Annotated in this window: 1 rRNA gene; it reads left to right on the top strand. The window is 49.2% G+C overall.

The window, feature by feature from the left end:
• A 23S ribosomal RNA gene (locus tag K0040_RS20525) occupies positions 1–248 on the top strand; the annotation flags it as partial.

Below are 248 nucleotides of genomic sequence, written 5' to 3'. Positions count from 1 at the left end.
AGTGAAATAGAACCTGAAACCCTACACTTACAAGCTGTAGGAGCACATTACTTGTGTGACTGCGTACTTTTTGTAGAACGGGCCAACGAGTTACGTTACCTAGCAAGGTTAAGCACTTAAGGTGTGGGGCCGCAGCGAAAGCGAGTCTTAACTGGGCGTATAGTTAGTTGACGTAGACCCGAAACCGGGCGACCTATCCATGGGCAGGTTGAAGCGAAAGTAAAATTTCGTGGAGGACCGAACCCACG

This window comes from Terrisporobacter petrolearius (genome assembly GCF_020748185.1).
Classification (GTDB): Bacteria; Bacillota; Clostridia; order Peptostreptococcales; family Peptostreptococcaceae; genus Terrisporobacter; species Terrisporobacter petrolearius.
The sequence above is the reverse complement of the archived record's forward strand: the minus strand, read 5'-3'. Positions and strand labels throughout refer to the sequence as shown.